Origin of the sequence: Streptomyces sp. NPDC020965 (assembly GCF_044333555.1) — a bacterium.
GTDB lineage: Bacteria > Actinomycetota > Actinomycetes > Streptomycetales > Streptomycetaceae > Streptomyces.
This window is the reverse complement of record NZ_JBIRRE010000002.1, coordinates 280,848-306,837: the sequence shown is the minus strand read 5'-3', so window position 1 is coordinate 306,837 and position 25,990 is coordinate 280,848. Positions and strand designations below refer to the sequence as shown.

At 71.9% G+C, this 25,990-nt stretch carries 24 protein-coding genes; 7 read left to right on the top strand and 17 right to left on the bottom strand.

All coding sequences use genetic code 11. The annotated features are described in order from the left end of the window. Positions 1-126: 126 nt before the first annotated feature. The 3 genes from groL to ACH4S7_RS08290 form a co-directional block, all read right to left on the bottom strand. Entirely contained in the window at positions 127-1,752 is a 1,626-nt protein-coding gene (groL, locus tag ACH4S7_RS08300) for a chaperonin GroEL (RefSeq protein WP_398520306.1), read from the bottom strand. Positions 1,753-1,887: 135 nt separating this feature from the next. Continuing rightward, a complete protein-coding gene (gene groES / locus ACH4S7_RS08295; protein ID WP_398520305.1) occupies positions 1,888-2,196 on the bottom strand; it encodes a co-chaperone GroES in 309 nt (102 codons plus the stop codon). Positions 2,197-3,046: 850 nt separating this feature from the next. Continuing rightward, the gene (locus ACH4S7_RS08290; RefSeq protein WP_398520304.1) at positions 3,047-4,018 is read right to left on the bottom strand and encodes a polysaccharide deacetylase family protein; all 972 of its coding nucleotides are present in this window, start codon (positions 4,016-4,018) and stop codon (positions 3,047-3,049) included. A gap of 177 nt (positions 4,019-4,195) precedes the next feature. Here ACH4S7_RS08290 and ACH4S7_RS08285 point away from each other — a divergent pair, with 177 nt between their 5' ends. Both ACH4S7_RS08285 and ACH4S7_RS08280 read left to right on the top strand, forming a co-directional pair. Then, complete coding sequence (locus ACH4S7_RS08285) at positions 4,196-5,413, top strand: SAM-dependent methyltransferase (RefSeq protein ID WP_398520303.1); 1,218 nt, start codon at positions 4,196-4,198, stop codon at positions 5,411-5,413. Positions 5,414-5,521: 108 nt separating this feature from the next. Continuing rightward, positions 5,522-5,800, top strand: a complete 279-nt coding sequence (locus ACH4S7_RS08280) for a hypothetical protein (protein WP_398520302.1) — start codon at positions 5,522-5,524, stop codon at positions 5,798-5,800. Positions 5,801-5,855: 55 nt separating this feature from the next. Here ACH4S7_RS08280 and ACH4S7_RS08275 read toward each other — a convergent pair whose 3' ends face one another. The 3 genes from ACH4S7_RS08275 to ACH4S7_RS08265 form a co-directional block, all read right to left on the bottom strand. Continuing rightward, positions 5,856-7,094, bottom strand: a complete 1,239-nt coding sequence (locus ACH4S7_RS08275; RefSeq protein ID WP_398520301.1) for an RNA polymerase sigma factor — start codon at positions 7,092-7,094, stop codon at positions 5,856-5,858. 215 nt (positions 7,095-7,309) lie between these two features. Beyond that, on the bottom strand, positions 7,310-7,672 hold the full coding sequence (locus ACH4S7_RS08270) for a YciI family protein (RefSeq protein WP_398520300.1): 363 nt from the start codon (positions 7,670-7,672) through the stop codon (positions 7,310-7,312). A 48-nt stretch (positions 7,673-7,720) separates the two neighbouring features. Beyond that, entirely contained in the window at positions 7,721-9,190 is a 1,470-nt protein-coding gene (locus ACH4S7_RS08265) for an MFS transporter (protein ID WP_398520299.1), read from the bottom strand. Positions 9,191-9,310: 120 nt separating this feature from the next. Between ACH4S7_RS08265 and ACH4S7_RS08260 the strand changes: the two genes are divergently transcribed. Next, complete coding sequence (locus ACH4S7_RS08260; protein WP_398520298.1) at positions 9,311-10,033, top strand: TetR/AcrR family transcriptional regulator; 723 nt, start codon at positions 9,311-9,313, stop codon at positions 10,031-10,033. A gap of 259 nt (positions 10,034-10,292) precedes the next feature. Here ACH4S7_RS08260 and ACH4S7_RS08255 read toward each other — a convergent pair whose 3' ends face one another. From ACH4S7_RS08255 to tsaB, 4 genes are read right to left on the bottom strand one after another with little or no spacing between them, the layout of a single operon-like run. Further along, positions 10,293-10,568, bottom strand: a complete 276-nt coding sequence (locus ACH4S7_RS08255; protein WP_398520297.1) for a hypothetical protein — start codon at positions 10,566-10,568, stop codon at positions 10,293-10,295. Then, positions 10,565-11,716 (bottom strand): tRNA (adenosine(37)-N6)-threonylcarbamoyltransferase complex transferase subunit TsaD, encoded by a 1,152-nt coding sequence (gene tsaD / locus ACH4S7_RS08250; RefSeq protein ID WP_398520296.1) that lies wholly within the window; start codon positions 11,714-11,716, stop codon positions 10,565-10,567. The genes ACH4S7_RS08255 and tsaD overlap by 4 nt, the downstream gene beginning before the upstream one ends. Further along, the gene (rimI, locus tag ACH4S7_RS08245) at positions 11,716-12,168 is read right to left on the bottom strand and encodes a ribosomal protein S18-alanine N-acetyltransferase (protein WP_398520703.1); all 453 of its coding nucleotides are present in this window, start codon (positions 12,166-12,168) and stop codon (positions 11,716-11,718) included. Before rimI ends, tsaD begins: the two co-directional genes overlap by 1 nt. Positions 12,169-12,197: 29 nt before the next feature. Continuing rightward, positions 12,198-12,872, bottom strand: coding sequence for a tRNA (adenosine(37)-N6)-threonylcarbamoyltransferase complex dimerization subunit type 1 TsaB (gene tsaB, locus ACH4S7_RS08240; protein WP_398520295.1), 675 nt, complete (start codon positions 12,870-12,872; stop codon positions 12,198-12,200). A gap of 122 nt (positions 12,873-12,994) precedes the next feature. Here tsaB and ACH4S7_RS08235 point away from each other — a divergent pair, with 122 nt between their 5' ends. Further along, positions 12,995-13,546, top strand: a complete 552-nt coding sequence (locus ACH4S7_RS08235) for a hypothetical protein (RefSeq protein WP_398520294.1) — start codon at positions 12,995-12,997, stop codon at positions 13,544-13,546. A 282-nt stretch (positions 13,547-13,828) separates the two neighbouring features. Here ACH4S7_RS08235 and ACH4S7_RS08230 read toward each other — a convergent pair whose 3' ends face one another. The 5 genes from ACH4S7_RS08230 to ACH4S7_RS08210 form a co-directional block, all read right to left on the bottom strand. Next, positions 13,829-14,029, bottom strand: a complete 201-nt coding sequence (locus ACH4S7_RS08230; RefSeq protein ID WP_398520293.1) for a hypothetical protein — start codon at positions 14,027-14,029, stop codon at positions 13,829-13,831. 347 nt (positions 14,030-14,376) lie between these two features. Next, positions 14,377-14,922, bottom strand: coding sequence for a tRNA (adenosine(37)-N6)-threonylcarbamoyltransferase complex ATPase subunit type 1 TsaE (tsaE, locus tag ACH4S7_RS08225; protein WP_398520292.1), 546 nt, complete (start codon positions 14,920-14,922; stop codon positions 14,377-14,379). Between the two features lie 175 nt (positions 14,923-15,097). Beyond that, the gene (locus ACH4S7_RS08220; protein WP_398520291.1) at positions 15,098-16,318 is read right to left on the bottom strand and encodes an alpha/beta fold hydrolase; all 1,221 of its coding nucleotides are present in this window, start codon (positions 16,316-16,318) and stop codon (positions 15,098-15,100) included. A gap of 121 nt (positions 16,319-16,439) precedes the next feature. After that, positions 16,440-17,627: an alanine racemase gene (gene alr, locus ACH4S7_RS08215; protein ID WP_398520290.1), complete on the bottom strand. Its 1,188-nt coding sequence runs from the start codon at positions 17,625-17,627 to the stop codon at positions 16,440-16,442. Between the two features lie 99 nt (positions 17,628-17,726). Continuing rightward, entirely contained in the window at positions 17,727-19,175 is a 1,449-nt protein-coding gene (locus tag ACH4S7_RS08210; protein ID WP_398520289.1) for an NAD(P)H-hydrate dehydratase, read from the bottom strand. A gap of 229 nt (positions 19,176-19,404) precedes the next feature. Here ACH4S7_RS08210 and ACH4S7_RS08205 point away from each other — a divergent pair, with 229 nt between their 5' ends. Together ACH4S7_RS08205 and ACH4S7_RS08200 are read left to right on the top strand one after the other, a co-directional pair. Continuing rightward, entirely contained in the window at positions 19,405-19,974 is a 570-nt protein-coding gene (locus ACH4S7_RS08205; RefSeq protein WP_398520288.1) for a hypothetical protein, read from the top strand. 3 nt (positions 19,975-19,977) lie between these two features. Continuing rightward, positions 19,978-22,137: an endoglucanase gene (locus ACH4S7_RS08200; protein ID WP_398520287.1), complete on the top strand. Its 2,160-nt coding sequence runs from the start codon at positions 19,978-19,980 to the stop codon at positions 22,135-22,137. A 295-nt stretch (positions 22,138-22,432) separates the two neighbouring features. Here the strand turns inward: ACH4S7_RS08200 and ACH4S7_RS08195 are convergent, their stop codons facing one another. Together ACH4S7_RS08195 and glmS are read right to left on the bottom strand one after the other, a co-directional pair. Continuing rightward, the gene (locus ACH4S7_RS08195; protein ID WP_398520286.1) at positions 22,433-22,801 is read right to left on the bottom strand and encodes a holo-ACP synthase; all 369 of its coding nucleotides are present in this window, start codon (positions 22,799-22,801) and stop codon (positions 22,433-22,435) included. Between the two features lie 206 nt (positions 22,802-23,007). Beyond that, positions 23,008-24,855 carry a glutamine--fructose-6-phosphate transaminase (isomerizing) gene (gene glmS / locus ACH4S7_RS08190; protein WP_398520285.1) on the bottom strand — a complete coding sequence of 616 codons (1,848 nt, stop codon included), beginning with the start codon at positions 24,853-24,855 and terminating at the stop codon, positions 23,008-23,010. 77 nt (positions 24,856-24,932) lie between these two features. Here glmS and coaA point away from each other — a divergent pair, with 77 nt between their 5' ends. Continuing rightward, a complete protein-coding gene (gene coaA, locus ACH4S7_RS08185; protein WP_398520284.1) occupies positions 24,933-25,976 on the top strand; it encodes a type I pantothenate kinase in 1,044 nt (347 codons plus the stop codon). The last annotated feature ends 14 nt before the right edge of the window (positions 25,977-25,990 follow it).

Genomic DNA, 25,990 nt, shown 5'->3' with positions numbered 1-25,990 from the left:
GCCAGGGCGGTGCCGAGACAGCACCGGGCCCGATGCTCCCGCGACGGGAGCACCGGGCCCGGCTGTGCGCCTACTGGTTCCGGAGGGGCCTACTCGCCCCGTCCGTAACGCTGACGTGTTGGGACGTCAGTGGGAGTGACCGTGGCCACCGTGACCGGCGTCGCCCTCGTCCTCGGCCGGCTTCTCGACGACCAGGGTCTCGGTCGTGAGCAGCAGGGAGGCGATGGAAGCGGCGTTCTCCAGCGCGGAGCGGGTGACCTTGACCGGGTCGATGAGACCGGCCTTCACCAGGTCGCCGTACTCGGCGGTGGCGGCGTTGTAGCCCTGGCCGACGCCCAGCTCGGCGACCTTGGAGACGATGACGTAGCCCTCCAGGCCGGCGTTCTCGGCGATCCAGCGCAGCGGCTCGACGACGGCGCGGCGGACGACGGCGACACCAGTGGCCTCGTCACCCTCCTTGCCGAGGTTGCCCTCCAGCACCTTGGAGGCGTGGATGAGCGCGGAGCCACCACCGGAGACGATGCCCTCCTCGACCGCGGCGCGGGTCGCGGAGATGGCGTCCTCCAGACGGTGCTTCTTCTCCTTCAGCTCCACCTCGGTGGCGGCACCGACACGGATCACGCACACGCCACCGGCCAGCTTCGCGAGGCGCTCCTGGAGCTTCTCGCGGTCCCAGTCGGAGTCCGTGGACTCGATCTCGGCCTTGATCTGGTTGACCCGGCCCGCGACGTCGGCGGAGTTGCCCCCACCGTCGACGATGGTGGTGTCGTCCTTGGTGATCGTGACGCGGCGGGCGCTGCCCAGTACGTCCAGACCGGCCTGGTCGAGCTTGAGGCCGACCTCTTCGGCGATGACGGTGGCACCGGTGAGGGTGGCCATGTCCTGGAGCATCGCCTTGCGACGGTCACCGAAGCCGGGGGCCTTGACGGCGACCGCGTTGAACGTGCCACGGATCTTGTTGACGACCAGGGTGGAGAGCGCCTCGCCCTCGACATCCTCGGCGATGATCAGCAGCGGCTTGGAGCCACCCGCCTGGATGACCTTCTCCAGCAGCGGCAGCAGGTCCTGGATCGAGGAGATCTTGCCCTGGTTGATCAGGATGTACGGGTCCTCAAGGACGGCCTCCATACGCTCCTGGTCGCTGACCATGTACGGGGAGAGGTAGCCCTTGTCGAAGGCCATGCCCTCGGTGAAGTCGAGCTCCAGGCCGAAGGTGTTGGACTCCTCGACGGTGATGACACCGTCCTTGCCGACCTTGTCCATGGCCTCGCCGATGAGCTCGCCGACCTGGGGGTCCTGGGCGGAGAGACCGGCGACGGCGGCGATGTCGGACTTGTCCTCGATCGGACGCGCGGTCGCGAGCAGCTCGTCGGAGATGGCCTTGACGGCGGCGTCGATTCCCTTCTTCAGGGAGGCCGGGGAGGCGCCGGCTGCGACGTTGCGCAGGCCCTCGCGGACCAGGGCCTGGGCCAGCACGGTGGCGGTGGTGGTGCCGTCACCCGCGATGTCGTTGGTCTTGGTCGCCACCTCCTTCACGAGCTGGGCGCCGAGGTTCTCGTACGGGTCGTCGAGCTCGACCTCGCGGGCGATCGTGACACCGTCGTTGGTGATGGTGGGGGCGCCGAACTTCTTGTCGATGACGACATTGCGGCCACGGGGGCCGATCGTCACCTTGACCGTGTCGGCAAGCTTGTTGACGCCGCGCTCAAGGGCGCGACGGGCGTCCTCGTCGAACTTCAGGATCTTCGCCATGGGAGCGTTTCAGTCCTCTTCTGAGACGAAATGCGCCCCCAGCGCCCGATTGTTGAGTGTCAGCGGGAGCCGGGGGCGCAGATCAGGAACAAACGGGGTAGGAGCTTCCGGGGGACGAGCCCCCGGGAACCCGACCTACTTCTCGATGATCGCGAGCACGTCGCGGGCCGAGAGGACGAGGTACTCCTCGCCGTTGTACTTCACCTCGGTGCCGCCGTACTTGCTGTAGAGCACAACGTCACCGGTCTGGACGTCGAGCGGCAGGCGCTCGCCGTTCTCAAAACGGCCCGGACCAACAGCGAGGACGACGCCCTCCTGGGGCTTCTCCTTCGCGGTGTCCGGGATGACCAGGCCAGAGGCCGTGGTCTGCTCGGCGTCGAGCGGCTGGACCACAATGCGGTCCTCGAGCGGCTTGATGGCAACCTTGGAGCTGGCGGTCGTCACGATCCGACCTCCCCCTTCGGAGATCTCACGGGCTTAACTGTCTGGGGTGGCGACCAGGTCGATCCGTCGTCGCGGGTGCCGGACCTGCCTGTCGCTGTATTGGCACTCTCCAGTGGGGAGTGCCAGACCCGAGACTATGACCGCGATTAGCACTCGGTCAAGCGGAGTGCCAATTCAGTGCCCGTATGGCGTGGATACGCCGTCCGCCCGGGGCTGCCATCTGAGGGCACTCAGCGCGCCGCCCCGGCGCCGCGGCGGATCCGCTCCAGCAGCCGCGCGGCCGGTTCCACGAGACCGGGGCCCGGCACCCGGAGCCCGTACGAACGGGAGCGGAGCCCGTACGGGCCCGGCCGGAACCCGCCACGGCGCGGAAGCGCGGCATCCGGCGCAAAGGCGGACGGACGGCGCGCGGCGGGGGCACCTGAGGCCCCGGGCACCGCCCCCGGGGCTCCCAAGACCCCCGGCACTCCAGGGACTCTCGACACCCCGGAGGTTCTGACCGCTCCGGAGGTTCCCGGGGCGCCGGAGGTTCTGACCGCTCCGGAGGTGCTCGGGGCTCCGGAGGTTCTAGCCGCCCCGGAGGCGCTTGGGGCTCCGGAGGCGCTTGGGGCTCCGGAGGCGCTCGGGGCGCCCGAGCAGGTGCCCGAGTGGGCGCCCGACGGGTGTCGCCCCGGGGCTCCCCAGCCTTCCCGTACCGGATCGTGCCGGGGGGCGGCCTTGCGGCCGAGCCGCGCCACCGGGTTCTCGGCGACCACCGCGGACGACGGCACGCACCCGGCGCAGACGAGCAGCGCACCGGCCACGACCGCGAGCGGTGCCGCCCACGGAGCCGACGGCCGGCGCGCTCGGCTCATACGTAGTCTTCCAGCCTCGCCACCGCGTACCCCTTGTCCGTCACGGTCTTCATGACCTGCCGGATCATGTCGGGCATGGTGCCCTCCCAGTCCCCGGGCCCCCGGAAGTGCGTGAGGATGATGTCGCCGGGGTGCAGGTCCCGGTCCCATTCCCGCCACTCCATGCGGTCGGGGAACGCCTCGGCGGCCCACAGCGGCACCGCTTTGACACCGCATGCCTGGGCGGCGCGCAGCGTGTCGTCGTTGTAGTTGCCGTACGGCGGGCGGAAGATCGGAGGGCGTTTCCCGTACAGCTTATGGAGCTTGTCCTGCTGGCCGCAGATCTCCCGCTTCTGCGCGGTGTACGAGAGGCCGGGCATGTAGCGGTGGTTGAGAGTGTGGTTGTGGAGCGCGACGCCCCGGTCCCGCATCTCGCGGAAGTACCCGTAGTTGTCGTTGATCACGTAGTCGCTGAGGAAGGCGCTGTACGGGATCTGAAGTTCGGACATCATGCGGAGCAGCTCGGGGTCCTTCTCCGTGCCGTCGTCGATGGTCAGGAAGACGACTCGCTCCGTGACCGGCACCGTGGTGAAGACCGGTGGCAGCGACTCGCCGCCCGCCACCTCGAAGCCCTTGCGGGTGGTGAGCGCCGGTTTGGTGGCCGGCGGCAGGGGCGCAGCCAGGGGGGTCTTGGCGAGCCCCCACTTCTTGGCGGCCACGGCCCGTGCGGCCTGGGCGCGCCTGACCTTCTCGGCACGGGAGACGGCGCTGGCCGGCCCGTCCTGACCATTGATCTGTTGCCCCGATTTGGGTTGGTTCGGCGGGTTGGGCCTGGCGCCGTCCCGGCCGTCGCTGTCCTGGGCCGCGCAGGCGGTGCCGAGGAGGGCCACGAGCAGGGCCGTCGCGACGGCCCGGGGGTGCCGTGCCCGACCACGGCCGGGCATGACACCTTCTGTCGTCATCTTTCCTTTTTGTCTTACTAGCTGCATGGCGCTGGATCTTGTCAGCACGGACCGGCCAGCCGGGGGGCGACACCGCCGTCCCGGGCGAACCGTCCCCCGCCTGGCCCACCCCACCACCCCACCGCCCCGCCCCAGCGCCCCGCGACACCCCCGCGCCTCCGGGCCCCCCGCCCGCGACCCCCGCACCCCGGCCGCTGGCTCACAATGGACCGGGTGAACGACCTCTCCGCGCTTCTCACCGACGAGGGCCAGGCCCTGCTCACCGCCCTGCGGGACCACTCCCCCGCCCAAGAGCTGGCCATCGCCACCCGACTGCGCCGCGACCACCCCGCCGAGCTGGTCTCGGCGGCACTGGGACAGGCACGGCTGCGGCAGCGTGCGGTGGCGAAGTTCGGTGCGGCGGACGCCTACCGGATGTACTTCACGCCGAACGGCGTGGAACAGGCGACCCGGAAGTCCGTCGCCGAGTACCGCGCCCGGCGTTTCGCCGATCTCGGGGTACGCACCGTCGCGGATCTGTGCAGCGGCATCGGCGGGGACGCCATCGCACTCGCCCGCGCGGGCATCCGGGTGCTGGCGGTGGACCGCGACCCGCTGACCGCCGACGTCGTCCGCGCCAACGCCGCGGCCCTCGGCCTGTCCGGGCTGATCGAGGTCCGGTGCGCGGACGTCATGGAGATCGACACGGCGGCGTACGACGCGGTCTTCGTGGATCCCGCCCGCAGAGGGGGCCGCGGGCGCGTCTTCGACCCGGAGGCGTACTCCCCGCCGCTGTCCTGGGCGATCGACGCGGCCCGCACCCGCCCGTACGCCGCCCTCAAGATCGCTCCCGGCATTCCGCACGAGCTGGTCCCCGGCGATTTCACGGCGGAGTGGATCTCGGACGAGGGTGATGTGAAGGAGGCGGTGCTCTGGTACGGCGCACAGCCCCCGACCGGCCCGGCGGCGACCGGCGCCGGCGCCCCCGGGAAGCGGCCGGGCACGGTCACCGCCACCCTCCTCCCCGGCGCGCGCTCCCTGGTGGGCCTGGGCCTGCCGAACCCCTCGGTCCGTCCGGTCGGCCGCTATCTGTACGAGCCGGACGGGGCGGTGGTCCGCGCCCATCTGGTCGCGGAGGTCGCGCGGGAACTGGACGGCGGCCTGATCGACGAGACGATCGCGTACATCACCGCCGACGAGCACCGCCCGACGCCGTACGCGACCGCCTACGAGATCACCGACGTGCTCCCCTTCAGCCTCAAGAAGCTGAAAGCCCTGCTGCGGGAGCGCGAGGTCGGCATCCTGACGGTGAAGAAGCGCGGCTCGGCGGTGGAACCGGAGGAACTGCGCCGCAAGGTGAAGCCCCGGGGCCCGAACGCGGCGACCGTGTTCCTGACCAGGGTGGCCGGCGCTCCGACGGTCCTGATCGGCCGACCCGCGTAGGCATCCCGCGTAGGCCGGGGCCCCCGCCTGGGGGCCGCACCGGTCAACCTCCCTGCTGTCAGACCCGGTTGCTAGGGTCCGAAGGGCCACGACGGAGGGGGATCCACGGTGGACAACGCGGATCTGGACGTGCCGGATGACGATCTGACGCGGCTCGCGGGAGATCTGGATTCCATGCAGCGCCATCTGGACAGTCAGGTGCGCCGGATGGACGCCGTCGTCGACCGCATCGAGGCGGGCGGGAAGGGCGGGACGGCGAAGCCGTGCCGCGCGCTGCACCGGGGGCGGCGGCGGACGCGGTCCGGATCCGGGAGGCTCCCGAGCCGTACTCCCCCCGGCGGCTGGCTGACCGGACTGGAGGTGCGGCTCCGGCCGGGGGGCCGCTGACCCCCTGGAGGACGGCGCCCCCGAACCCGCGTGCGGGGTCCCCCGGCGCGCCGCCTCAGTCCGTGCCGGCGGCCCGGGCCCGCAGCAGGGTCCGTTCGCGTTCGTTGCGGGTCAGGGAGGCGGCGCGTTCGAACTCGGCCCGCGCCTCCGTCGTTCTACCGAGCCGGGCCAGCAGATCGCCCCGTACGCTCGGCAGCAGGTGGTAGTCCTTCAGCGCGGGCTCGGACGCCAGCGCGTCCACCCGGGCGAGGCCGGCCTCCGGGCCGTCCGCCATCGAGATCGCGACCGCGCGGTTCAGTTCGATCACCGGGGAGGGGACCAGCGCCGCCAGTCGGGCGTACAGGGTGGCGATCGTCCGCCAGTCCGTGTCCGGGTAGCGGACCGCCCGCGCATGGCACGCGGCGATGGCCGCCTGGAGGGTGTACGGACCGGGGGCCCCGCCAGCCGCGTTGGCGCGGGCGAGGGCCGCGAAGCCGCGGCGGATCAGGAGTTGGTCCCAGCGGGTCCGGTTCTGGTCCGCGAGCAGCACCGGCGTACCGTCCGCCCCGGTCCGTGCCACCGTCCGGGACGCCTGGATCTCCAGCAGCGCGACCAGACCGTGCACTTCGGCTTCCTTGGGCATCAGCCCGGCGAGCACCCGGGCCAGTCGTAGCGCGTCCTCGCACAGGGCCGGGCGCAGCCAATCATCGCCCGCGGTCGCGGAGTAGCCCTCGTTGAAGACGAGGTAGATGACTTCGAGTACGGAGCCGAGGCGTTCGGCCCGATCCGGTCCGTACGGCACCTCGAAGGCGGCCCCGGCCTTCGCGAGGGACCGTTTCGCCCGGACGACGCGCTGGGCGATCGTCGGCTCGGCCGCCAGGAAGGCGCGGGCGATCTCATCGGTGGTCAGTCCGCCGAGCAGCCGCAGGGTGAGCGCGATCCGGGCGTCGGTCGACAGCACCGGATGGCAGGCGGTGAAGATCAGCCGCAGTAGATCGTCGTCGATGTCGTCGGCTTCGGAGGGTTCGGCCGGCGGTGGCGCGTCCTCCAGCGTCCGCCCGACCTCGGCGAGTTTCCGCGCGTAGGTCTCCTTGCGGCGGACGAGGTCGATCGCCCGGTGTTTGGCCGTGGCCATGAGCCAGGCGCCCGGTCTATCCGGTACGCCCGACTCCGGCCACTGCTCCAGCGCGGCGACCAGAGCGTCCTGCGCGATCTCCTCGGCGATGCCCACGTCTCGTACGATCCGGGTGACACCGGCGATGATCCGCGCCGACTCGATCCGAAATACCGCTTCCACCGCGCTCGCTGCCGTCACGGCCTCATCAGAACAGGCGCGCGAAGGGCGGGCAAGCGCCGGTGGATCCGACCCCGTGCCGATCAGCCTCCCAGCCCGGTGAGCGACCCGGTGAGCGGCCCGGTGAGCGGACTCGTGAGCGGACTCGTGAGCGGACTCGTGAGCGGACCCCGTGGCTGATCAGCCCCCCGCGCCGATCAGCCTCTCGGCGGGCCGGTCCGAGCGGCCCCAGGCGGTCAGGCCGTGTGCTCGGCGATCTCGCGGACCTCACAGGTGACCGTCCAGTAGTCGTCGTGCACCTGAAGGAAGCGCCTGGTCCACTCGATCGCCTCGGCCTTGTCCTTGGCCTGAACGATCGAGTAGCCACCGATGACCTCCTTGGTCTCGGTGAACGGTCCGTCGGTGTAGCTGATCTTGCCGTCCGCCCAGGTGACCCGGGTCGCCTCGGAGGTGGGGGTGAGCCCGGCCGTGTCCAGCATGACCCCGGCCTTGGTGATCTCCTCCAGCAGTTCACCCATCCGCTGCATCATCTCCGGGCTGGGCCCCTGCTCCGGGGCGTTCCGCTCATCGACACGGACGAGCGTCAGAAAGCGCGGCATGGTGACTCCCTCGATACCGGAGGCGGGACCGTTCCCCGCCTCTCACCCCTATGTCGAACGGGAGACGGCGGAATCGACACCGTCCCCGAAATTCTTCTGAGAATTTTCCGAGCCGGCCACCGCAGGCGTCCCGGACTGCCCCGGCAGCAGGAGCAGCGCCACCAGAACGCCCACGGCGAGCAGCCCCGAACACACCCAGTACGCCGCGCTGTACCCATCGGCCAGGGCGGCGGCGTCGCGGCCGTCCCCGGTGGCGGTCGCGGCCACGGTGACCAGGACGGCGAGGCCCAGCGAGCCGCCGATCTGCCGGCAGCTATTCAGCAGCCCGGAGGCCATGCCCGTCTCGGCGGGGGTCACGCCCGTGGTCGCCGCCGTGCCGAGCGGTATGAAGCTCAGGCCGATACCGAGGCTGCCGAGCAGGGACGGCCCGAGGATCGAGTACGCGAAGCTTCCGTCGGGCGTCGCGGCGATCGCGAACCAGACGAGTCCGGCCGCGCCCAGCGTTCCGCCCAGCGCCAGCAGATTGCGGATGCCGAGGGTGGCGACCACCTTGGTGGCGATGATCGATCCCGCCACCACGCCGACGCAGAAGGGCAGGAACGCCGCACCCGTCACGGACGCCTCGTAGCCCAGCACCTGCTGCATATAGAGCGAGCAGAAGTAGAACGCGGCGAACTGCGCGGAGCTGAGCAGCAGCGAGAAGATGTTGGCACCGAGTACGGGACGGATGCCCAGCAGCCCGATCCGCAGCAGCGGCTGTCGTACCCGCCCCTCCACCACGGCGAAGGCGGCCAGCAGCAGGACCGCCGCGCCGAGCGTCAGCACGGTGGTGGTCGACCCCCACGACTGCGTCTCCGTCCGGACAACTCCGAGGACCAGCAGCGATGTCCCGGCGGTGACCAGCAGGGCCCCGGCGATATCGAGCCGGGGCGCGGCGGACCGGTCCCTGGTGGCGGTGAGGCCGGTGCGCGCGGTCGCGATGAGCGCGAACACCACGATGGGCACATTGACCAGCATCACGGCCCGCCAGCCGGCCGCGTCCGTGAGCAGACCGCCGGCGAGGACGCCGAAGGCGCCTCCGGCCGCGCCCGCCATGCCCCACAGGCCGAACGCCTTGGAGCGCGCCGGCCCGGCCGGGTAGGTGAGGGTGATCAGGGTGAAGGCGACGGGGGCGAGCGCCGCCGCGCCGACGCCCTGGGCCGCGCGGGCCGCGATCAGCGCGCCCGGGGTCTGCACGAGGCCGCCGATCAGGCTGGCCAGACCGAAGAGCGCCAGACCGGCGCCGAGGACGCGGCGGCTGCCGACGAGGTCGGCGAGCCGGCCGCCGAGCATGAGCAGCCCGCCGAAAGTGAGCGCATAGGCGCCCACGACCCATTGCAGCCCGTCGGCGGTGAAGCCGAGGTCGTCGCGCATGTCCGGCAGTGCCACATTGACGACGGACATATCGAGCGCCACCAAGAACTGCACGGTGAGGACCACCGTCAGCACCCAACGCCCGTTCCGAGCTTGGTCGTTCATCGTTCTTCCCCTCCGAAACTGCCCGTTCGGTCCCCTGGGATGCGACGTTACTATACGCGTATAGAAATTCGACACCCGAGAAGTCCCCAGAAGTCCCCAGAAGTTGCGGAGAATGCCCGAGTGGCTGAGGGAGAAGAGAAGAAGACCAAGCGGGGCGCTGGGCGCCCGCGCAGGCTGGACCCCGAGACGATCGTCGCCACCGCGCGCCGCATCATCGAGGAGGAGGGGGTGGCCGCCCTCTCCATGCGGCGGGTGGCCAAGGAGGTCGGCAGTACGCCGATGGCGCTCTACCACTACGTACGGGACAAGGACGAACTGCTGCTGCTCACACTCGCGGGCGTCTCGGCGCAGTTTCCGCGCCCCGAGCTGCCGGCCGACCCGCGCGCCCGGCTGATCACGGCCGCCGTCCATATGCACCAGGTCCTGGCGCAGGTGCCATGGGTGCTGAAGGTGCTGGAGCTGGGTGGTCTCACCGACAAGCAGGCCCTGTGGATCGCCGAGGAGATCATCGATTCGGCGATGGCCTGCGGGCTGAGCGCCGGGCAGGCGGTGGCCACCTACCGCACCATCTGGTACTTCGTCTACGGGGATCTGGTCTTCCGGGCCTCGGCGGCCCGGCGCGCGGCGGAGCCGGACCGCAAACAGCACTGGCCCGCGATGCTCACCGAGGAGGACGCGGCCGAGCTGCCGCGGCTGACGGCGCTGGCGCCGCGCTGGGAGGAACTGCAGCGGTACGACATCGCCGAGCAGCTGGCGGCGATCGTCGACGGACTGCTGAGCCGGGCGGGAGGGGCCGGGCGGGCCGCGGAGCGGGAGCCCGGCGCGCAGGAACCTCACATGTAGCGATTACCCGCACGCAGGAAGCGACAACCGGCCGGCCGGCCGGATTGGTGTGGCGGTGGCAGTGGCGGTGGGATGGCAGTGGCGTGGCAGTGCGCCGGCGCCTCAGTGGACCGGCCGGCCGGTCGGCCGGCTGGCCCGTCGGCCGGGTCAGCGAACCGGCGCCCCAGTGGACCGGTCGGCCGGTGAGCCGGCGCTCCGGTCCGCTGGCGGGTCAGTGAGCCGGTGTCGGTCCGCTGGTGGGTCGGTGAGCCGGCGCGTGTCAGTCGGTGCCGAGCGACTCGAACCGCCAGCGGTGCACCGCCCGCGTGATCAGGTCCGCCGTCGGCTCCGGCAGTTCCGGCAGCTCCGCCCCCGCGTCCGCCACCTCCCACCAGGTGATGACCAACACCCGGTCCCCCGCCGCGCGGAAGGACTCCCGGCGCAGCGGCTCCCGGGCCAGTTCGTGGGCGCGGGCCCACTCCAGCAGCTCCGCGCCCCGCCCCTGGACCGCGCGGGCCTCCCACATCAGCGCGACGACGGTCGCTCCGGCGCTCATGAGTACAGGTTGTCCTTGCTGATCTCGTGCACATGGTCGTGGTCGTGACCGTGCCCATGCCCGTGCCCGTGCCCGTGGCCTTCGCCCGCACCCTCGCCGTGCGCGAGGCCCGGCACATGAGTCTCCGTCACCGGCAGCGAGGAGTCCGCCGACAGCTCCAGGTCCGACGGCGCCCGCCCGCGCGCCACCATCTCCGCCCCCAGCGCCGCCACCATCGCACCGTTGTCCGTGCAGAGCTTCGGCCGCGGCACCCGCAGCCGGATACCCGCCCGCTCGCAGCGCTCCAGGGCCAGCGCCCGCAGCCGTGAGTTGGCCGCCACCCCGCCGCCGATCATCAGATGATCGACGCCCTCGTCCAGACAGGCCCGGACGGCCTTGCGGGTCAGCACGTCCACGACCGCCTCCTGGAAGGAGGCCGCCACATCCCGTACGGGCACCTCCTCGCCCGCCGCCCGCTTGGCCTCGATCCAGCGGGCCACCGAGGTCTTCAGGCCGGAGAAGGAGAAGTCATACGCCGGGTCGCGCGAGCCGCTCAGCCCACGCGGGAACGCGATGGCCTTCGGGTCGCCCTCCCGTGCCAGCCGGTCGATCACCGGCCCCCCGGGGAAGCCGAGCTGCAGCACCCGGGCGATCTTGTCGAACGCCTCGCCCGCCGCATCGTCGATCGTCGCCCCCAGCGGCCGTACGTCGCTGGTGATGTCCGGCGCGAGCAGCAGTGAGGAGTGTCCGCCGGAGACCAGCAGCGCCATCGTGGGCTCGGGCAGCTTGCCGTGCTCCAACTGGTCCACACAGATGTGGGAGGCCAGATGGTTCACCCCGTAGAGCGGCTTGCCCAGCGCGTACGCGTACGCCTTGGCGGCCGACACCCCCACCAGCAGGGCCCCGGCGAGCCCGGGTCCGGCGGTCACCGCGATGCCGTCGAGATCGCGGGCGCTGACGCCCGCCTCCCGCAACGCGCGCTCGATCGTCGGAACCATCGCCTCCAGATGCGCCCGTGAGGCGATCTCGGGCACCACGCCGCCGAACCGCGCGTGGGTGTCCACACTCGACGCGACGGCGTCGGCGAGCAGGGTCGTGCCACGGACGACGCCGACGCCGGTCTCGTCGCAGGAGGTCTCGATACCGAGTACGAGAGGTTCGTCAGCCATCAGTAAACATTCCCTTGCACATGGAGCCGCATGACGAGCGCGTCGACGTTGCCGGGCTGGTAGTAACCGCGGCGGAATCCGATGGGCTCGAAGCCGAAGCGCTCGTAGAGCTTCTGCGCCCTGAGGTTGTCCACCCGCACTTCGAGCAGCACTTCCTCGCACTCGAAGGCGGTGGCGTGCCGCAGCAGATCGGTGAGCAGCCGGGCACCGAGTCCGGTGCCCCACTGCTCCCGCGCCGCGGCTATGGTCTGGACGTCCCCGAGGCCACCGGCCGCCGCGAGACCCGCGTATCCGACGATCTTCCCGTCGGTCTCCGCGACCACATAGCGACGGGTGGCACCCGGTCCGCGCGCATGCGCGAGTTCGGACCAGAACATCCCGGGCGACCAGGCGTCCTCGGGGAAGAGCGCGTGTTCGAGATCGAGTACGGGGCCGAGGTCCCACCAGCGCATCTCGCGCAGTACGGGGTCCGGTGCGCTGGTCACTTCGGGGTGACCACCTTGTAGTTCTTCGGCACCTGGGCGTCCGGCCTGCGCAGGTACATCGGCTGCGGCGGCACACCCGGTTCGTTCTCGAAGGCGCCGACCGCACCGGCGGCCAGCTTCTCGGCGGCCAGCGACGCCAGCGCGGCGGCCGAGACATGCTCCGGGGCGCGGGCGTCGGGGAAGGTGTCGGGGTAGAGCAGTGCGCCGGCACCGACGACCGGCAGTCCCGCGACGCGTTCGGCGATATCGGCGGGCCGGTCCACGAACGGCCCCTCCACCCGGGAGCGGGGGGAGTCGTATCTCGCCCAGTAGACCTCCTTGCGGCGGGCGTCCGTCGCCACCACGAAGGGCCCGTCGAGACCGCTGGCGTAGGCGAGCCCGTCCAGCGTGCAGAGCCCGTACACCGGGACGCCCAGGGCCGAACCGAAGGTCGCGGCCGTCACCAGACCGACCCGCAGTCCGGTGTACGGGCCGGGGCCGACCCCGGCCACCACGGCGGTGACGGCGTCCAGCCGCACCCCGGCGTCGGCGAGCACCCGGTCGACGGTGGGCAGCAGCAGTTCGCCGTGCCTGCGCGCGTCCACACTGCTGGACTCGGCGACGACGGACGCACCGTCGTGAAGGGCGGCGGTGACGGCGGGGGTGGCGGTATCCACGGCGAGCAAGAGCACGCGAACAGCCTACGGCTCCCGGGCCCGGGGGCACGGCGGCCCGTCGCGGAGGGGCGGCGGCTGCTACCGTCGCCCAGGCATGGTATTCGAAAGGCTTCGAAGGTTTCGAAAGGTGGGGCACGGTGTCACGGAGCAGCTCGGGACTGGTGGCGGGGCTCACGGCCGCCGCTCTGGCGGGCGTCTGTTTCCTCGCCTACCAGGCGTCGGCGAGCGTCCCGGACCAGGCCAAGGCCCGGACCCCGAATGCTTCGCCGTCGGCGAAGAACAACGGCCAGGGCAAGCCGGAGAATCCGCTGGCGCTGCCCGCGTCGTCGGGTGTCGGCGTGCGGGTCGTCTACAGCCTTGAGGACCGGCGGGTCTGGCTGGTCGGCGGCAAGAACCGGGTCGCGCGCACCTTCGCGGTGATGCCGTCGACGGTGAACCCCGCACCCGGCACGTACGCGGTGACCTCCAGGTCAGGGCAGGTGTCCGGCTCGGACGGGGTGACGATCGAGCACGTGGTGCGGTTCACGAAGGTCGGTGACGTGCCGATCGGTTTCAGCGCCGCCACGGACGGCTCAATGGCCAGCCCGGACCCGAAGAAGAAGACCGGCGGCGTGCGGATGACCCGTGCCGACGGCACTGCGATGTGGCGGTTCGCGACGGTGGAGACGAAAATCGTCGTGGTGCCGTAGGGCACGCCGGGGCCTTCCGGTCCGCGCACGCCCCCGGCGAACCCCGACTCCTCCCGGCGACCGCCAACAGGTGAAAGCGGTCGACCGCGGATGGGACCGGGGCACATCGGACGCTTCGGGTGAGGTCGGAGCGAAGGCCCCACAGGCCACCACACCCATACCCGTACGCGTGAAGCAGTACGAATCCACCCGTACGGAACGGGCCGCGCAACGACACTCGAACCGGGTCCGCGGGCTTGGGCCGCGCCAGAACCGGCCCGGTCCGTCAGGCACGGCCCGGCGTCAGGCCGCGTCGCGGGTCTCGCCCTCGGGGTAGATCTCGGCGCGCGGCGGAGTGGAGACCGCGCTGGCCGCCACGCAGGACGCCAGCAGATCTCGCATGGACGGAACAGCGGGCAGGGCGGACACGACGGGAAGGGTCTGCGTGGGCGTCGGCTCGGCCGACTGCCGCCGTGGCTGGAATTCGCGCTCGGACGCTGCCATGAATGCCTCCTGGCTCGCGGGGGCAGGCTTGGTTAGGTACACCTAACCAAATCTCCGTACCATGTGAACACGCCCGACACGGCCCGCGCAACATTTTCCCGACAGCTTGTCGGAATATCTGGAATCGAGGCTTCGCCTCCGGAGCCGGACGAGCACGGCGCGTGCCCGTGAGGCATATATCGACCAGATTTGTCCGCACTCGGGACGTACGACCCATGGCGCGTAGCCGCGCCCACGATCGAATCCGCTGCGGATCCGGGGATCTGAATCGGATCCGCAGCGGATCTAGATCGGACCGGGATCGGACCGGGATCGGACCGGGATCCGAGCTGCGGATCCGGTCGCGGTCAGACCACCGTCAGATCCACCCCGGCCCAGCGCGCTCCGAACCCCGTCAGGGTCACATCGCGCCGGTCGTCGTCCGTGTCGCCGACCACCCGGTGGATCACCACATGCAGCCGGTCGTCCGAGAGGTCCTCGACCTTCCCGTCACCCCACTCCACGACCACCACCGACTCCGGCAGTGAGATGTCGAGGTCCAGGTCCTCCATCTCGTCCAGACCGCCGCCGAGCCGGTACGCGTCCACATGGACCAGGGCGGGCCCGCCCGTCAGCGAAGGGTGGACCCGGGCGATGACGAAGGTCGGCGAGGTGACCGCGCCCCGCACGCCGAGGCCCGCCCCGAGGCCCCGGGTCAGCGTCGTCTTGCCCGCGCCCAGCTCGCCGGTGAGCATCACCAGATCGCCGGGGCGCAGCAGTCCGGCGAGGCGCTGTCCCAGCTCCCGCATCCGCTCGGGGGACTCGACGGCGGCGCGGGCGACCGACGTCTCCGGGGGGTACGCGGCGGTGGGGGCGACGGCGCGCTCGGCCGCCGAGGGGTGCGGTGCTTCCATACGGGCCAACGTTAGCCGCTGCCGGACGGACCGGGGCCGGACACCACACGTACGGGCGCGGGCAGGGGCCCGCCGACTCACGTACAGGCACGCCCCGCCGGCCGGGCCGGGTACCACCCGTACGGGCACGGGCCGGGGCCCACCGGCCCCCCTCGGCGGCACCGGACCGGTGGTGTCAGCCCGTGCCCGACGGCTCCGCGTCGGCCGTCTCCGGTACCGCGCCGACCCGGACGAGCAGATCCGCCAGCCGGTCCGTGACGACCTCCGGATGCTCCAGCATCACCAGGTGCCCGGCGTCCGGCACGATCACCAGCTCCGCGTCCGGCAGCAGATCGGCGATGGCCTCGCTGTGGGCACTCGGGGTGACCAAGTCCTTGTCCCCGGCGAGCACCAGCACCGGCACCCCGGCGAAGACCGGGAGCGCGGCGGCCTTGTCGTGTTCGTCGAAGGCGGGGTAGAACTCGGCGACCACGTCGATGGGCGTGCTCTCGATCAGCCGCTCGGCGAACCTGGCGACCGCCGGGTCCACGTCCTTGGACGAGAACGAGTACCTCTTGATCAGGCCGGCGAAGAGGTCGGCGGTGGCCCGCCGGCCGCGTTCCACCAGCTCTGTCTGGGAGCCCAGGGCGCGCAGCACCCCCGGCAGCACCCGGCGCACGGCGTTGACGCCCGCGACCGGCAGGCCGTAATTGACCTCACCGAGCTTTCCGCTCGATGTGCCGACGAGGGCGATGCCGACCACCCGTTCCCGTACGGTCTCGGGGAACTGGTCAGCCATCGCCATCATCGTCATCCCACCCATCGAGTGCCCCACCAGCACCAGCGGTCCCTCGGGGGCCGCCGCGTCGATGACCGCCCTGAGGTCGCGGCCGAGCTGGTCAATGGAGACGGGCACCCGGTCCGGGCCGGTCTGCGCGGCGCCGCGGGCGGAGCGGCCGTGGCTGCGCTGGTCCCAGTACACGGTGCGCACCAGACCGCGCAGGGCGGCGCGCTGGAAGTGCCAGGAGTCCTGGCTGAGGCAGTAGCCGTGGCTGAAGACGACGGTGACCGGCGCGGGGGCCTTGCGGCCGAAGAGCCGGCGGCGGCGCGGGCCGCCGATCTCGGGGTCGAGTTCGTCGGACTCGTAGTAGAGCTGGGTGCCGTCGTCGGCGACGGCCTTGCCGGGCATCCCGCGCAGGGAGCCGTACGGGCCCGAGGCGTCCAGCGCCAACCGGGCCTTCTTCCGTATGCCCCGGCCGACGGTGAGCCGCTCGATCGCGACACCGGCGGCCGCGCCCGCGGCGATGACGCCGATCGCGGCACCGGCGATACCGGCCTTGCGCCAGTTGCCCGCCGTGGCCGCCGACGCGACGGTCGCCACCGCCGTCACGGCGTCCCCCGTGCTGGTCTCGCTCACCGTGCAGCTCCTCGTCGTCGTCGGAGTCCTGGTCCAGCTCAGTGATCGGCCCGTACGGAGCGGCCGGCCGGGATCGCGGCCCGTACGACCGGCCCGTACGCCCCGGCGCGGTCAGGTCGGGTCAGCTCGACGAATTCCGCGCGTCGGCCTGCTCGGCCTGCTCAGCCCGCTCGTTCAGGTAGACACGCGGCACCCGTGAGCCGATGCGGGTGACGATCTCGTACGCGATCGTGCCCGCCGCCCGCGCCCAGTCCTCGGCGTTGGGCTCGCCCCGGGTGCCGGGGCCGAAGAGCAGGGCTTCGGCGCCCTCCTGGATCTCCTGCCCACCGAGATCCACCACGAACTGGTCCATCGCGATCCGCCCGGCGGCGCGCCGCCACTCGCCGCCGACCAGGACCGGGCCCCGGCCCGACGCATGGCGCGGAATGCCGTCGCCGTAGCCGACGGGGATCAGTCCCAGGGTCGTCTCCGCGTCGGTGACGTAGTGGTGTCCGTAGCTGACGCCGTGGCCCGCCGGGACGTGCTTGACGAGGGCCACGGAGGCGGCGAGCGTCATCACGGGCCGCAGCCCCAACTCGTCGGACGTGCCCAGCTCGGGAGCGGGCGAGATGCCGTACATCGCTACGCCGGTCCGTACGAGGTCGAAGTGGGCCTCGGGGAGCGTGAGGGTGGCCGGGGAGTTGGCCATGTGCCGGACCTCGGGCTCGACGCCCGCCTTCTCGGCGTGGGCGAGCATCTCGCGGAAGACGGCGAGCTGGGCGGCGATCGAGGGGTGCCCCGGCTCGTCGGCGCAGGCGAAGTGGGACCAGATCCCGGTGATCTGCACGGCCCCCTCGGCCTGGGCGGCGAGGGCGGCGAAGACCAACTGGGGCCAGTCGGTGGGCTGGCAGCCGTTGCGCCCGAGGCCGGTGTCGGCCTTGAGCTGGATACGGGCCGGGCGGCCCAGGGCGCGAGCGGCGGCGGTGACCTCGGCGAGGGCCCACAGACCGCTCACCGACATGTCGAGATCGGCCTCGATCCCCTCCCGCCAGGGGTCTCCGGGCGTCCACAGCCAGCACATGATCCGCCCGGGGACACCGGCCGCGCGCAGGGCGAGCGCCTCCTGAGGCGTGGCCGTGCCGACCCAGGTCGCCCCGGCCTCGATGGCCGCGAGCGCGCAGGGCACCGCGCCGTGTCCGTAACCATCCGATTTGACGACGGCCATGAGGGCGGCGCCGGGGGCACGCTCACGCAGGGAGCGCACATTGGCGCGGAGCGCGGCGAGGTCGATCTCGGCCCGGGTTCTCATGAGCGGCGGTGTCTGGGTCATCGGGCCCAGTCTCTCAGAGGGGTGCGACAGCCCCGTGGCGACGGGTCCCGCTTCCCCCACGGGCGGGTGTGCGGTTGATCACGGCCCTTCCCCCCCCCCTCAGCTCTCAGTCGCCGTCCGGACGTCCCGCCACGCCCGCCCCAACGCCTCCGCCACCTCGTACGACGTGATCGGCGTCCCCTCCACCGCCGCGTGCCGAGCCGCGAGGCCATGGAGATAGGCCGCCACCGAGCCCGCGTCCCGCGCCTCCAGACCGGCCGCCAGCAGGGAGCCCGCGAGTCCGGAGAGGACATCCCCGCTGCCCGCCGTCGCCAGCCACGGCGTGCCCATCGGATTCACCCGTACGGGGACGTTCGCGTCCGGCGCGGCGACCAGCGTCGTCGAGCCCTTGAGCAGGGCCGTCGCCCCGTACCGCATCGCGAGTTCCCGTACGGACGCCAGCCGCGCCGACTCCACCTCGTCGCGCGCGACGCCGAGCAGCGCCGCCGCCTCCCCGGCGTGCGGCGTGAGCAGGGTCGGCGCGCGCCGGCCCCGTACCGCATCCGGGGTCAGCGGTCGCAGTCCGTCCGCGTCGACCAGGACCGGGACGTCGGATGCGAGGACCTCGCCCACGGCGTCGGTGTCGTCGCCCAGGCCGGGGCCGACGACCCACGCCTGCACCCGGCCCGCCTTCGCGGGCGGCCCGGCGTGGACCAGGGTCTCCGGGAAGCGGGCGATCACCGCGTCGGCCGCATGGCCGACGTACCGGACCGCCCCCGCGCCGCCGCGCAGCGCGCCCGCCACGGCGAGCACCGCCGCGCCGGGGTAGCGCGCGGACCCGGCGACGACGCCGACGACGCCGCGCCGGTACTTGTCGCTCTCGCCGGCGGGTTCGGGCAGCAGCAGCGCCAGGTCGGCGTGTTGGAGCGCCTCCACGTCGGGCACGGACGGCAGATGGGGTTCGAGCCCGATGTCCACCAGGCGTACGGTCCCGCCGTACTCGCGCGCCGGGTCGATCAGCAGACCCGGTTTGTAGGTGCCGAAGGTGACGGTCGCGTCCGCGCGGAGGGCCTCGCCGCGCACCTCGCCGCTGTCAGCCTCGACTCCGCTGGGCAGATCGACGGCGAGTACGACGGCGTTGGAGCCGCGCGCGGCGCGGGCGACCGGTACGGCGTCCGGTCGCAGTCCGCCCCGGCCACCGATGCCGGTGATCCCGTCGAGCACCAGATCGGCCCCGGCCAGCACCTCGAACGGATCGTCGGCGATCCGCCCGCCCGCGCCGGTGAAGGCGGCGAGTCCGCCGGGGTGCGTACGGTCCGGGGCGAGCAGTACGGCGCCGACCCCGGCGCCCCGGCGCGCGAGCCGGGCGCCCGCGTACAGCGCGTCCCCGCCGTTGGCGCCGCTGCCGACGAGGAGGACGACCCGCGCCCCGTACACCCGCCCGAGCAGATCGGCGCAGGCCGCGGCGAGTCCGGCGGCGGCGTGGCGCATGAGCGCGTCCTCGGGGAGCCGTGCCGTCAGCTCGGCCTCGGCGGTCCTGATGGTCTCCACGCGGTAAGCGGTACGCATGTCATCGAGTCTGCCCCAGCGCCCGCCGCGCCGCCTCATGGGAGCCGGGCGCTCAAATACGCGCGCGCGGTGCGCACTTGCCCCGTACGGCGGATCCGGCGCACCGGACCGGAGTCGGGGCACTACCCAGGGTTGACGAACCCTCAAGTGAAACTTAGGTTTGCCTTACCTAAGTGACACGGCTGCCGTGGCCACACTCCGTGGTCCCACTCCGAAAGGTGTCCTTCCCATGCGCCCTGCCGCCCGCACCGCCGCCCGCGCCACCGTCGCCGCACTCGGAGCCGCCGCGCTCACCCTGGGCCTCGCCTCCAGCGCATCCGCCGCAACGGTGAACCGGACGGTCACCGACTCCGGCACGGTCTACGCCCTCTCGCTGACCGCGCCGGGCACCGCACCCGCGGCCGGCACCAACGTCACCGTCAAGGGCACCGGCTACAACCCCGCGCAGGGCGTCTACGTCGGCCTCTGCGCGATACCCGCCGGTGTCGACGTCAAGGACCAGACCACCTGGAACAGCAAGCCGACCCCGTGCCTCGGCGGCCAGGACCAGGCCGGCACCACCGGCGCCTCCCACTGGGTCAACAAGGACTGGTGGTGGATGTCGCCCAACAACTCCTCGCCCTACACCGTCGCCAACGGCCGGGGCGGCTTCTCCGTCTCCATCCATGTGAAGGCGCAGATCTCCGCGTCGGTCACCTGCGGTCAGTCCGGTGTCACCTGCGCGATCCTCACCCGCGCCGACCACTTCGACACCAACGACCGCAAGTACGACGTCTATGTACCGGTGACGTTCTCCTAAACCATGCCGAACAGCATCGGAAGCCACCGGCGAGGACGGCGGATCCCCGCGGGCGCCGCCGCCGCGCTGCTGCTCGTGGCGGGACTCACCGCCGCGAGCCCGGCGCGCGCGGCCGACCCCGGCGAGGCCACCGGCCCCACCGGGCAGAAGCTCACCGTCTCCGACACCCGGAACATCGACCCCCGCGGCCAGAAGGTCACCGTGACCGGCTCGGGCTACGCCCGCGACAAGGGCGTCTACCTCGCCGTCTGCGTCCTGCCGAAACCCGGCCAGGCACCCAGCCCCTGCCTCGGCGGCACCGATATGTCCGGGACCTCGGGATCCTCGTACTGGATCTCCGACAACCCGCCGGACTACGCCAAGGACCTGGTCAAACCCTTCGTCCGACAGAGCGACGGCAAGGGCGGCTTCACCTTCGAACTGACCCTCAAGGTCAAGGACAGCGGCGCCGACTGCACCCGGCTGGCGTGCGCCGTCGTCACCCGCGCCGACCACACCCACTCGGGCGACCGCGAACAGGACGTCATCGTCCCGATCACCTTCGGCAGCGGCGGCGGCCCGCCCGGTCCCGAGGTGCCCCCGGGCACGGTCCGCCACGACGAGATACGCAGGATCACGCCCCCCGGCGGCGCGCTGGACGCCGAGGTGGACCCGGCGCGGGGACGCCTCTACGTCAGCAGCCACGACGGCACCACGGCACGGCTCACCACCTACTCCACCGCCACCGGGAACGTCGTCGGCACACCCGTCGAACTGCCGTCCGCTGCGGGCGTCATGGCCCTCGACCCCGACTCGTACGCGCTGCACCTCGGACTCAGCGACCGCGTCGCCACGTACAACACCAGGACCGGCGCGCTCACCGACAACCGGGCACCGCAGGCGACGGGCAACATCAAGCTGCTCGCCGTCGACCCGGGCGCGGACCGGCTCTACCTGGCCAACCAGGAGGGCAAGTCGGTCACCGTGTACGACACCCGCACCTGGAAGCCCGTCGGCGCACCCGTCGTCCTGCCCTTCCTGCCGGCCGGGCTCGCCGTCGACACCACCACGCACACCGGCTACGCCACCTATGTCGGCGGCGTTCCGCTGCCCGGGGGCGGCATCGTCTTCCGCAATGTCCTCAACGCCGTCGACGGCGCCACCGGCCGGCTCGTCCGCAGCCTCGACCTGGGCAGCACCGCGCTGGGCAGCATGGGCGTGACGGTCGACCCCGGCACCGACCCGAAGTCCCGTACGGGCTATGTCGCCAACCTGGCGGCCGGCACGGTCTTCACCATCGACCTCAGGGCCAACAAGGTCTCCGGCACGCTGACCGTGGGGGCCAACCCGAGGGCCCTGGCGTACGACTCCGGGAGCCGCACGCTCTACGCGGCGCAGACCACGGCGGGCACGGTCGCCGCGGTGGACCCGGTGAAGAACAAGGTCATCGGGACGCTGGAGACCGGTGACGGGCCGGAGGAACTGACGCTCGACGGCCGGACGCACACCCTGTTCACGGTGGCGTCGGGGAAGGTCGTCCAGACCCGGCGGCTGGTCTCGCCGACGGTCACCACCGGGCCGAAGAAGGTGTCCGTCCAGGCCGGGCGGCGGGCGGAGTTCAGGGCCTCGGCCACGGCGGATCCCGCACCGGGGGCCGGCTGGGAGGTGAGCACCGACGCGGGCACCACCTGGCAGCCGATCGCGGGCGCGACGGGGAGGACACTCGGCTTCAGGGCGACCGCGGAGCACAGCGGCAACCGCTACCGGGCGGTCTTCACCAACCCGGTCGGCAGCACCCGCTCGAAGGCCGCCGAACTGACGGTCACCCCGGTGCCCGACCCGTCCGGGAGCGGCGGCGCCACCGGGGGCGGTACGGGTGGCCCCGGCCCGGACCCCGGCGGCGGCAGCACGTCCGGTGGCGGTTCCGCATCCGGCGGCGGCACCGCGGGCGGAGGCACGGCAGGCGGTCATACGGCGGGTGGGGACACCGCGGGCGGAGCCGGGACGGTCGGCGGCGGTACGGCCGGGGGCACTACATCCGGCGACGGCTCCGGCAGCGGCGAGAGCGGGGGCGGCGGTCTCGCCGCCACCGGATCGGCGGTGCTGCCCCTCGCGATCGCGGCGGGGGCGCTGACGGCCCTGGGCACGGCGGCGCTGTTCACCCGGCGCAGATGCAGAACGTGACGGGCCCGGGCTCAAGTCCAGTTCCGGGCTCAGGTCCGGCTCCGCGCTCAAGTCCGACTCCGGGCTCAAGTCCAGCTCCGGGCTCAGGTCCGGCTCCGGGCTCAAGTCCGACTCCGGGCTCAAGTCCGACTCCGGGCTCAGGTCCGGTTCTTGACACCCGGACATGACACAACGCGCTGCGGACACCTCAGCGCCCGACAGACCGGCACGGTCCCCTCCCGCTCATCGGCCGGGAGGGGGCCGTGCCTCATATCCGGACCGGGGCCCACGCCCGCCCAGCCACCGCCCGCCTCGGCTACCCCTCCGCGATCACCACCGCCGACGCCACCCCCGCGTCATGGCTCAGCGAGATATGCCACGACTGCACCCCGAGCGCCTCGGCCCGCGCCGCGACGGTCCCCCGCACCCGCAGCCGTGGCCGGCCGCTCTCCTCCACGTACACCTCGGCGTCCGTCCAGTGCAGTCCGCCGGGCGCGCCGAGCGCCTTCGCCACGGCCTCCTTCGCCGCGAAGCGCGCCGCCAGCGAGGCGGAGCCGCGCCGCTCCCCGCTGGGCAGCAGCAACTCGCGCTCCAGAAAGAGCCGTCGGGCCAGCCCCGGCGTCCGCCGCAGCGACGCCGCGAACCGGTCGATCTCGGCGACGTCGATCCCCACCCCAATGATCACCCGGTCACTCCTCCGATCACCTGGTCGCTCCACCCATCACTCGATCACTCACCAGCACGCACAGCGCTCCACTGCGCCGCCCACCGCCACATGACACCGCAAGCGGCTCGCCACCACCCCACCACAGGCCGCCCACCACTGATCACCCACCCCACGCGCCACTCCACGAGTCTCGGCACGAGTCTCGGCACGCGTCACGGCACACATCACTCCACGGTCACCGACTTGGCGAGATTGCGCGGCTGATCGACCTCATTGCCACGCGCCGTCGCCAACTCGCACGCGAACACCTGCAACGGCACCGTCGCCACCAGCGGCTGCAACAGCGTCGGCGTGACCGGGATCCGGATCAAATGGTCCGCGTACGGCACGACCGCCTCGTCCCCCTCCTCCGCAATCACGATCGTCCGCGCCCCCCGCGCCCGGATCTCCTGAATATTGGAGACGATCTTGTCGTAGAGCACCGAGCGCCCGCGTGGCGACGGCACCACGACCACCACCGGCATGTCCTCCTCGATCAGCGCGATCGGACCGTGCTTCAACTCCCCCGCCGCGAAGCCCTCCGCATGCATATACGCCAACTCCTTGAGCTTCAGCGCGCCCTCCAGCGCCACCGGATAGCCGACGTGCCGCCCGAGGAAGAGCACGGTGTTCTTCCCCGCGAGCGAACGCGCCAGTGCCCGCACCGGCTCCATGGTCTCCAGCACCTGCTCGACCTCGCCCGAGATCTTCGCCAGGTCCCGGATGACGTCCTGGATCTCGTCACCCCACTTGGTGCCGCGCACCTGCCCCAGATAGAGGGCGAGCAGGTAGCAGGCCACCAACTGGGTCAGAAACGCCTTGGTGGACGCGACCGCGACCTCCGGACCCGCGTGCGTGTAGAGCACCGCGTCCGACTCACGGGGAATGGTCGACCCGTTGGTGTTGCAGACGGCCAGCACCCGCGCACCCTGCTCCCGCGCGTGCCGCAGCGCCATCAGGGTGTCCATGGTCTCGCCCGACTGCGAGATCGCGATGACCAGCGTGCGCTGGTCCAGGATCGGATCCCGGTACCGGAACTCGCTGGCCAGCTCCACCTCACACGGAATCCGGGTCCAGTGCTCGATGGCGTACTTCGCGATCAGTCCGGCGTGGAAGGCGGTACCGCAGGCGACGATGACGACCTTGGTGGCCTCCCGCAGCACGGAGACCGGAATGCGCACCTCGTCGAGGGTCAGCGACCCCGCGCTGTCGATCCGGCCGAGGAGGGTATCGGCCACGGCCTTGGGCTGCTCGGCGATCTCCTTGAGCATGAAGTAGTCATAACCCCCCTTTTCCGCGGCCGAGGCGTCCCAGTCCACGTGGTACGCCCGCACGTCCCCCGGAGCGCCGTCGAAACCGGTGACGGTCACACCGCCCCGACGCAGCTCCACCACCTGGTCCTGCCCCAGCTCGATCGCGGACCGCGTATGGGCGATGAACGCGGCCACGTCCGACGCGAGGAAGGACTCTCCCTCTCCAACGCCCACCACCAAGGGCGAGTTCCGCCGTGCGCCCACCACCACATCCGGCTCGTCCGCGTGCACGGCCACCAGCGTGAACGCGCCCTCCAGCCGCCGGCACACCTGCCGCATCGATTCCGCGAGGTCCCCGCAGGACGAGAACGCCTCGGCCAGCAGGTGCCCGACGACCTCCGTGTCGGTCTCGGACGCCAGATCGTGCCCCCGCCCCGCCAGCTCGGCCCGGAGCACGGCGAAGTTCTCGATGATCCCGTTGTGGACGACGGCGACCCGGCCCGCGTTGTCGAGGTGCGGATGGGCGTTGGCGTCGGTGGGCCCGCCGTGGGTCGCCCACCGGGTGTGCCCGATGCCGGTGGCGCCACTGGGCAGTGGACGCTCCTTCAGCTCCTTCTCCAGATTGATGAGCTTGCCGGACTTCTTCGCGGCGGCGAGACCGCCGTCGGCGAGGACGGCGACACCGGCCGAGTCATAGCCGCGGTACTCCAGCCGACGTAGGCCCGCGATGACCACTTCAAGCGCCGACTGTCCGCCGACATATCCCACGATTCCACACATGTCGGCAGCCTAAGGGCGTACCGTCGCGTGACCGAGCACACCACCCGGAACAGCCGCACACCCCCGACAATGTGAAGGTGATCTCTTCGCCCGCACAGAGCTCGCCCCACGGCGCCCCCCATGGCGCGGACCAGAGCGCGCACCGCGGCGCCCAGCGCCGCGCCGACCACGCGTCGACCCCGTACGTCGATCTCACCCGCGCGGAGTGGAAGGCGCTGCGGGACAAGACCCCGCTCCCCCTCACCGCCGACGAGGTCGAACGGCTGCGCGGACTCGGGGACGTCATCGACCTGGACGAGGTACGGGACGTCTATCTGCCGCTCTCCCGGCTGCTCAATCTGTATGTCCAGGCCACCGCCGAGCTGCGCGGCGCGCTCAACACCTTCCTCGGGGACGCGGGGCGCGGCCAGGGCGCCCAGCGCGGCACGCCCTTCGTCATAGGGGTCGCCGGCTCGGTCGCCGTGGGCAAGTCCACCGTCGCCCGGCTGCTCCAGGCACTGCTGGCCCGCTGGCCGGAGCACCCCCGCGTCGAGCTGGTCACCACCGACGGCTTCCTGCTGCCGATGAAGGAGCTGCTGGACCGCGGCCTGATGTCACGGAAGGGTTTCCCCGAGTCCTACGACCGGCGCGCCCTGACCCGTTTCGTCGCCGACATCAAGGCGGGCAAGGACGAGGTGACCGCACCCGTCTACTCCCATCTGATCTACGACATCCTCCCCGGCGAGCGCCTCACGGTCCGCCGCCCGGACATCCTGATCGTGGAGGGCCTCAACGTCCTCCAGCCCGCGCTGCCCGGCAAGGACGGCCGGACCCGGGTGGGACTCGCCGACTACTTCGACTTCTCCGTCTATGTGGACGCCCGGCCGGAGGACATCGAGCGCTGGTACCTCGACCGGTTCCGCCAGCTCCGCGCCACGGCGTTCCGGGACCCGTTCTCGTACTTCCGCAAGTACACCCAGGTCTCCGAGGCGGAGGCCATGGAGTACGCCCGTACGACCTGGCGCACCATCAACAAGCCGAACCTGCTGGAGAACGTGGCTCCCACCCGGGGCCGTGCCACCCTGGTGCTCCGCAAGGGCCCGGACCACAAGGTCCAGCGCCTGTCCTTGCGCAAGCTCTGACCCGCCCCTGAGAA

What these genes read in the sequence shown, in the direction of transcription:
- alr (WP_398520290.1), bottom strand. Translation starts at nt 17,627, where the DNA reads ATGACCCAGACACCGCCGCTCATGAGAACCCGGGCCGAGATCGACCTC.
- tsaE (WP_398520292.1), bottom strand. Translation starts at nt 14,922, where the DNA reads ATGGAAGCACCGCACCCCTCGGCGGCCGAGCGCGCCGTCGCCCCCACC.
- groL (WP_398520306.1), bottom strand. Translation starts at nt 1,752, where the DNA reads ATGGCGAAGATCCTGAAGTTCGACGAGGACGCCCGTCGCGCCCTTGAG.
- ACH4S7_RS08265 (WP_398520299.1), bottom strand. Translation starts at nt 9,190, where the DNA reads ATGAACGACCAAGCTCGGAACGGGCGTTGGGTGCTGACGGTGGTCCTC.
- ACH4S7_RS08205 (WP_398520288.1), top strand. Translation starts at nt 19,405, where the DNA reads ATGCGCCCTGCCGCCCGCACCGCCGCCCGCGCCACCGTCGCCGCACTC.
- ACH4S7_RS08285 (WP_398520303.1), top strand. Translation starts at nt 4,196, where the DNA reads ATGGACCGGGTGAACGACCTCTCCGCGCTTCTCACCGACGAGGGCCAG.
- tsaD (WP_398520296.1), bottom strand. Translation starts at nt 11,716, where the DNA reads ATGGCTGACGAACCTCTCGTACTCGGTATCGAGACCTCCTGCGACGAG.
- ACH4S7_RS08200 (WP_398520287.1), top strand. Translation starts at nt 19,978, where the DNA reads ATGCCGAACAGCATCGGAAGCCACCGGCGAGGACGGCGGATCCCCGCG.
- ACH4S7_RS08210 (WP_398520289.1), bottom strand. Translation starts at nt 19,175, where the DNA reads ATGCGTACCGCTTACCGCGTGGAGACCATCAGGACCGCCGAGGCCGAG.
- ACH4S7_RS08270 (WP_398520300.1), bottom strand. Translation starts at nt 7,672, where the DNA reads ATGCCGCGCTTTCTGACGCTCGTCCGTGTCGATGAGCGGAACGCCCCG.
- rimI (WP_398520703.1), bottom strand. Translation starts at nt 12,168, where the DNA reads ATGCGCTGGTGGGACCTCGGCCCCGTACTCGATCTCGAACACGCGCTC.
- ACH4S7_RS08255 (WP_398520297.1), bottom strand. Translation starts at nt 10,568, where the DNA reads ATGAGCGCCGGAGCGACCGTCGTCGCGCTGATGTGGGAGGCCCGCGCG.
- ACH4S7_RS08230 (WP_398520293.1), bottom strand. Translation starts at nt 14,029, where the DNA reads ATGGCAGCGTCCGAGCGCGAATTCCAGCCACGGCGGCAGTCGGCCGAG.
- ACH4S7_RS08290 (WP_398520304.1), bottom strand. Translation starts at nt 4,018, where the DNA reads ATGCAGCTAGTAAGACAAAAAGGAAAGATGACGACAGAAGGTGTCATG.
- glmS (WP_398520285.1), bottom strand. Translation starts at nt 24,855, where the DNA reads ATGTGTGGAATCGTGGGATATGTCGGCGGACAGTCGGCGCTTGAAGTG.